The following is a 6,964-nucleotide window of genomic DNA, read 5'->3' on the forward strand; positions in this document are numbered from 1 at the left end:
TGGCTCAGTTGTTTGTAGGTCATCAGTCCTCCTTGATCTATTTGTAGCCACTTCCCTCTATTCACGCAAGAGGTCTATTGGCGATCGCTCCTGTCCTAGAGCGATCGCCCTGATTAAAAATCATCAATGACTATTCGGTAAAACTGGCGATCGCCGAGACAAGCGGTTGAGTGATCCAATTGAGTCCAACCCGAAGTTGGTGATCCAAGGTAGGCATCCGGTAGAGATAGGCTAAGCGTCGGGCAACGACGGCGAGTGATCCGTCCAGCTTAATGCCCATGCCAGTTAACGTGGCGTTGTCGGTGCCCAAGGTCATCATCTCACCCAAATATTGATAGCGGAAAGGCAGCAGGGGTCGTCCGGTCAGCGATGCCCACAGATTCCAGCCCAAGTAATCCGCCTGCTGAAATGCGGCTTGTGCAGTTGGCGGCACCTGTTGCCCGTCGGCATCTTTACAGTCTGCCAAATCACCTAAGGCGAACACATTGGGTTGATCAACGACTTGCAGCGTGTTGGTTAGAACGACCTTGCCGCGATCGCTTTTCTTCAGCGGCAGATCACTAATCACTTCTGCAACACGAGTGCCCACCGTCCACATCACAATGTCTACGGGAATGGTATCGACGGTATTTTTGTAATTAAGCGAAATCGTGTCGGGCGTAATTTCCTCGATCGCCGTTTCCAAATCCAGCCAAATCGAGCGATCTTGTAAGGCTTGAGCAGCACTGGTGCGATTAAATTCGGGGGAAGTTCGCAGCAATTGATCCGAGATTTCCACCAAACGCATCCTTCCGCGATCGCCTAAGCGATCTGCTAGTTTACACGCCAATTCCACCCCAGAATAGCCGCCCCCGACAATCGCCACTCGAATTTTTTCTGCATCCGATTCTTCCAAAATCCGCAGCCGTTCTTCTAAGCGATGGGCATCTGCCACCGTGCGGAAGGGTAACGCATAGTCGGCAGCGCCGGGTGCTTGATTGAGCGGCGTTTCTCCACCCAGCGCCAACACAAGGCGATCGTAGGTCAAATCTGTGCCATCTTGAAACTGAACTCGCTGTGCCTCTAGATCAATATTGGCAACCGTTGCCTGCTGAAACCGCACTCCCGTACCTGCCAGCAATTCTGCAAACGGGGGCGCAATTTCCCAGGTTTGCAGTTCTCCCGTCATCAGTTCATACAGCAGCGGCGAAAACAAAAAGCGATCGCCGCGATCGACTAGCACAATTTCCGGCTTTTCTAACTTCGTCCAGGGTAACTGACTTAGGCGCAGAGCCGTGTAGAGACCTCCAAAGCCTCCACCCAGAATGCAAATACGGGCACGTTGATCAGTCATAACGAAGAAGACCCTTACTCTTGGCGCGTAACCCCTCTAGGATAACGAAATCAGGAAAAATGGGGAGGACGAAAAATGGGAAGGACGAATGGCGAATGAGTAAAGCTCAAAACTCAAAACTCAAAACTCAAAACTGAATTCTTAAAACCCCACAGTGCCCATCCCTTGCCCCAAACTCCGAACTCTACCTACCCAAATCCAACAGTTCGTTAATCGCCTTGGCGCATTGTTGGGTAACAGTTTCCAGTTCTTCGCGATCGCTGGAGGAGGGCGGCGGGATGACTTCGCCGATGCGGATGGTGATCGGAACGGAGCGCGGGATGGCTGATCCTTTTTGGGCGATCGCGTGAGTTCCCCATAGGCTCACAGGCAAGAGGGGCGCTTGGACTTTGGCGGCAATGAGGGCGGCTCCTAGTTTGGGATCAGTGACGCGCCCGTCTAGTGTACGGGTGCCTGTAATGAATACTCCGGCTGCCCAGCCTTGGTCTAACGAGGCGATCGCGGCTCGGATAGCGCTGCGATCGGCGGAACCGCGTTTAACTGGATAGGCACCATAGAGCGCGATCGCCTGCTTCAGGACTGGAATCTGAAATAGTTCTTCTTTTGCCATGTAAGCAACGGGTCGCTGCACCGCGTTCGACAAAAACATGGGGTCAAAATCGCTGGCATGGTTACTAACCACGATCAACTTGCCAGTTTGGGGCACATTTTCAGCGCCATAAATCCGTCCCCGAAAATAGGTATGTAGCGTCGGACTGACGATCGTCCACTTAAACAGACGATAAAGCGCCAGACTAACCAAGGGTTCGCGATCTTTAGCCATAAGAAGTTTCTACCCCGGAGAAATTACAGTGCATCACTCAAAGCTCACTGTCTCCTTCTGTAGGAATTTCGGCAAGACTGCTGACGTTCTTCAAAACCAAATCGGGACAGGTGCGTTTGATTAAACCAGTTAGCACCTTGCCAGGTCCGATCTCGATCGCGGTTTCAATCCCTGATTTGGGTAGCTGCAAGGAAATTTCTTGCCAACGAACGGAGCCAGTCATTTGTTGAATCAGGCGTTGTTTGAGTAAAGCCGCATCGGTGGCAGGAGTAGGGTCAACATTGGACAAAACGGGCACGGTCGCGGGACTAAAGGTGACGTGATCTAGCACCGTTTGAAACTCAGTTGCCGCTGGTGCCATCAGAGGCGAGTGAAAGGCACCGCTAACATTCAGCTTGACGGCGCGTTTTGCTTTGACAGTGTTCAACACGGTTTCGACGGCTTTAACGGTTCCCGAAACCACCACTTGCGCCGCGCTGTTGTCGTTTGCCAGCACGACTCCGGGCGTTTGCTGAATCTGTTGGGTTAGCTGGTCGCGATCGAACCCAATTAGTGCTGCCATTATCCCATCCGAGGCGCTATCCATCAGTTCGGCTCGACGCTTTACTAGCTGCAATCCGGCTGAAAAGCTAAACACTTCCGCCACATAAAGCGCCACATATTCACCCAGGCTATGTCCTGCTACTAATGCTGGCTGATGTCCTCTGGCTCTCATCAAGTCTGCTAGTACACATTCCACCACATACAGGCAGGGCTGAGTGTACAGCGTGCGGGACAATTTATCCTCGGCGCTTTGGCAAATTTCGGCGATCGACCAGCCCAAAATGTCATCCGCTTGTTGCAAAGTGGGCTTTGCTTCTGGCAACTCCAGCAGATCTTTTCCCATCCCAATTGCCTGAGATCCTTGCCCAGGGAACACCCATGCAGCTTTCGTCATGCTATCGACCCCATTGAAAAACGGCGGCTCCCCACGTCAACCCGGCACCAAAGCCAGAGGTGACTAGGGTATCGCCCGGTTTGATTTTACCCTCTCGCACGGCTTCATCCAACGCCAGCGGAATGGAGGCAGCAGAGGTGTTGCCGTAGATTGCTAGATTGCTGATTACTTTTTCTGGTGGCAGGTTGAGCCGATTTGCTACCGCATCTAAAATTCGCTGGTTAGCCTGATGGAGCAATAACCAATCCACATCCTGAGCCGTCATCTCGGCACGAAAAAGGGCTTTCTCAATCACTTCCGGCACCCGGCGTACGGCAAAACGATACACTTCTTGTCCGTTCATGGTGATGGGAGCAAAGGTGCCCTGCCCGATCGCCACTTGATCCGCCAAGTCTTTTGCTTGCGGTTGATACGCCAAATTGAGATATTTATTTTGGGTGCCATCGCTGCGAAGTTCAAACCCCAACAGGCGATCGCACTCATTCGCTTGAATCACCACGGCTCCGGCTCCATCGCCAAACAGCACACAAGTCCGGCGATCGCCCCAATCCACCCAGCGCGAGAGAATATCGGCTCCAATCAACAGCACAGTTTGATAAGCACCCGTTCGCACAAACTGTGCCGCTGTAACTAGCCCAAACACAAAGCCAGAGCAGGCAGCTGTAATATCAAACGCCACGGCGCGGCTAGCTCCTAGCTCGGCTTGCACCAAACAGGCGGTGCCAAATAAATCATCGGGAGTCGAAGTTGCCAGCACGATTAGATCAATGTCCATAGCAGACAAACCTGCCATGGCGATCGCCCGTTCTCCGGCTTGAGCCGCCAAGCTTGCCAAAGACTCAGTAGAAGAGGCTAAGCGCCGACTCCGAATGCCAGTTCGACTCGCAATCCATTCATCCGACGTTTCCACAATTTGGCTGAGTTGGTCATTATTCAGCAAACCTGCTGGAACCGCCGAGCCGCTACCCGTTAGCGCAATTCCGACCCCTGGTTGTTTCAAATCTTTGCTCCACTCATCACTAGAAATAGGGCATTCAGCCCATACTTGAAACCCAACTTGAAACTAGCTGTCTACCTGCGAACTGCTCACCGTTGGTAGCTGATTCGTTTCATCATAGTTCGCCTGAATTCGCTCTAGAACCCGATTGTCAAACGCTTCTCGCGCTAGCCGCACCGCGTTAAAAATCGATGGAGCCTGCGAACTGCCATGGCTGATAATACACACGCCATCCACTCCCAACAGCAAACCGCCGCCGTGTTCTGCATGATCCATGCGCTGTTTAATCCGCTTCAGATTTGGCTTTAACAAAGAAGTTCCTAATTTGCCATGCAGTCCTTGCGGTAGCTCTTCTCGCAGAATTTGCAGCGCCACTTCGCCCACGGCTTCCGCAAATTTCAGCAGCACATTTCCCACAAATCCATCGCAAACAATCACATCAAAATGACCGGATAGGACATCGCGTCCTTCAGCGTTGCCAATAAAGGAAATTGCCTGGTTTTCCTGCAAAAGCTGATGAGTTCGCAGGGCTAAGTCATTTCCTTTGGACGATTCTTCACCGATATTGAGCAATCCAACCTTCGGAGCAGACACGCCCAACACGTATTGGGAATAGACAGAACCCATGGTGGCAAACTGTTCCAAAAATTTGGGGCGGCAGTCTACGTTGGCTCCAACATCCAAAATGATTACGGGCTTCCCTTGAATCATGGTGGGGAAAACTGCTCCGATCGCCGGGCGATCGATTCCTTTCAAGCGCCCTAACCGTAGCAGTGCGGCTGCCATCGCCGCGCCAGAATGCCCCGCCGAAACAACGGCATCGGCTCGGTTCTTTTTCACTAACTCCATCGCTACGTTGATGGACGCTTTTGGTTTCCGCCGGAGGGCACCTAGGGGTTCCTCCCCCATTTCAATCGTGCCCTCGGCTGGAACAATCTCCAAGGAAGACAGGTTGGAAGCATTGGGCGTTGAGGCTGCAATCTGCTTTGGGTCACCGACCAAAAGTACTTCAACACCGAGTTCAGCCTGCGCTCTCAAAGCTCCCGCAACGATTTCACTAGGGGCATGATCCCCGCCCATCGCGTCAATTGCAATCCGTGCTCGCGTTGATCCCATCGGTCAAAAAGTAAGTAAAAGGCTTAATAAGGATAGCTGCGATTCGTGAAACCATCCCCACAGGAATCGCGCTGCTTCAACCATTCTTGCGTACAAGGGGATTTATGTCAGCCATTTTCAATGAGATGCTGCAAACAATTGGTAATCTTTTTGGGCGATTGGGCACCCTAAAAATAATAATTGCTTCATCTGTTCTTCATACTTTTATAGCCGTGCATCTTCGTTCTATTCGGCATCTCTCTATCTGTTGGTTCGCTTTTTTGGGGATGAGTCTTTCGGCTTGCCAGTCGGAGGAAGTGCAGATTCTTCGCCCTAGCCCTTTACCGCAAGATCCGCAGATTCAGGTGTATAGCAATCATGAACCGGCTTCCAGTTATACCGAGCCTTATCGTCTGATCACACGAGATGGGGATAATTTAGAGCAGATCATGATTGATGCCATTTCCTCGGCGCGATCGACAGTGGATGTAGCGGTTCAAGAATTTCGGTTGCCAGGAATTGCTCAAGCGTTGGCAGAGCGACAAAAAGCTGGGGTGCGGGTGCGGCTGATTTTGGAAAATACCTATGCGCGCCCGTTAAGTTCTTTTACGGCTGAAGAACTCAATCGACTGGAGAAACGCGATCGCGATCGACTTGAAGAAAACCGCCGCCTGATTGACCAAAACGGGGATGGTCAGCTTAGCCCAGACGAAATCAATAGCCGAGATGCCTTGGTTGTACTCGATCGGGCAAACGTGCCCCGGATTGACGATACGGCAGATGGTTCCAAGGGCAGCAACTTGATGCACCATAAATTTATGGTGGTGGATGGTCAAACGATGATTGTCACCTCTGCCAATTTCACAATCAGTGATGTTCATGGAGACTTTAAGTCGCCCCACAGTCGCGGCAACGCCAATAATCTACTGAAAATTCAGAGTCCGGCGCTGGCGGCTGTGTTTACGGAAGAATTCAACCTGATGTGGGGGGACGGTCCGGCAGGGCAGAGCAACAGCCTGTTTGGAGTAAAGAAGCCATTCCGTCCGGTGCGCTCAGTCATAGTGGGCAACACGAAAATTGAGGTGCATTTTTCTCCTAGTGGTCGTTCCGTTCCGTGGCAGCAAACTAGCAATGGGCTGATTGGTCAAACGGTAGGTAGTGCCAATAAATCGGTCTCTATGGCGCTGTTTGTTTTCTCTGATCAGCAGTTGGTGGATTTGCTAGAAACAACTCGTCAGCGCCAAGTTGAGATCAAAGCGTTGATCGATTCTGGGTTTGCTTACCGATCCTACAGTGAAGCCTTGGACATGATGGGGATCACGCTGGCGGAGGATTGTAACTATGAGGCAAATAATCGTCCCTGGAAACCCGCGATCGCAACTGTAGGAGTCCCTCGGATGCCGCCCGGTGATCTACTGCATCACAAGTTTGGAATTGTAGACCAGCAAACGGTGATTACCGGATCACACAACTGGACCAAAGCGGCTAACGGCGGCAACGATGAAACCGTAATGGTCATTCACAATCCGGTTGTGGCTGCCCACTATCAGCGAGAATTTGAGCGTCTCTACACGAACGCCATTGTGGGCGTTCCCCCGGCGATCCAAAATAAAGCCGATGCCCAAGCGAAAAAGTGCCCAGTCACGCCTGCGATTTCCGGGGGGATTCTCGTGGGAACCCCTGCTAACGGATTACGAATCGCGCCTAGTAGGCTGTCAACTTTATTTTGGTGGATAGATGGGAGAGAATAGAGCGGCAGCTACCTCTGAACCAATCATG

6 protein-coding genes are annotated in these 6,964 nt (G+C 51.9%); 1 reads left to right on the forward strand and 5 read right to left on the reverse strand.

Annotated elements, in window-relative coordinates; translation table 11 throughout:
• Positions 1 to 130 precede the first annotated feature (130 nt).
• The 5 genes from AB3R30_RS26375 to plsX form a co-directional block, all read right to left on the reverse strand.
• Positions 131 to 1,333: an NAD(P)/FAD-dependent oxidoreductase gene (locus tag AB3R30_RS26375; RefSeq protein WP_458652181.1), complete on the reverse strand. Its 1,203-nt coding sequence runs from the start codon at positions 1,331 to 1,333 to the stop codon at positions 131 to 133.
• A 184-nt stretch (positions 1,334 to 1,517) separates the two neighbouring features.
• Entirely contained in the window at positions 1,518 to 2,156 is a 639-nt protein-coding gene (locus AB3R30_RS26380) for a lysophospholipid acyltransferase family protein (RefSeq protein WP_458652182.1), read from the reverse strand.
• 37 nt (positions 2,157 to 2,193) lie between these two features.
• Positions 2,194 to 3,093, reverse strand: coding sequence for an ACP S-malonyltransferase (fabD, locus tag AB3R30_RS26385; protein ID WP_458652183.1), 900 nt, complete (start codon positions 3,091 to 3,093; stop codon positions 2,194 to 2,196).
• Between the two features lies 1 nt (position 3,094).
• Entirely contained in the window at positions 3,095 to 4,093 is a 999-nt protein-coding gene (locus AB3R30_RS26390) for a beta-ketoacyl-ACP synthase III (protein ID WP_458652184.1), read from the reverse strand.
• A gap of 63 nt (positions 4,094 to 4,156) precedes the next feature.
• On the reverse strand, positions 4,157 to 5,206 hold the full coding sequence (gene plsX, locus AB3R30_RS26395) for a phosphate acyltransferase PlsX (protein ID WP_458652185.1): 1,050 nt from the start codon (positions 5,204 to 5,206) through the stop codon (positions 4,157 to 4,159).
• A gap of 104 nt (positions 5,207 to 5,310) precedes the next feature.
• Between plsX and AB3R30_RS26400 the strand changes: the two genes are divergently transcribed.
• The gene (locus AB3R30_RS26400) at positions 5,311 to 6,936 is read left to right on the forward strand and encodes a phospholipase D-like domain-containing protein (protein ID WP_458652186.1); all 1,626 of its coding nucleotides are present in this window, start codon (positions 5,311 to 5,313) and stop codon (positions 6,934 to 6,936) included.
• The last annotated feature ends 28 nt before the right edge of the window (positions 6,937 to 6,964 follow it).

Source organism: Sivoneniella epilithica UHCC 1019, from assembly GCF_040830845.1.
Classification (GTDB): Bacteria; Cyanobacteriota; Cyanobacteriia; order Leptolyngbyales; family Leptolyngbyaceae; genus ULC077BIN1.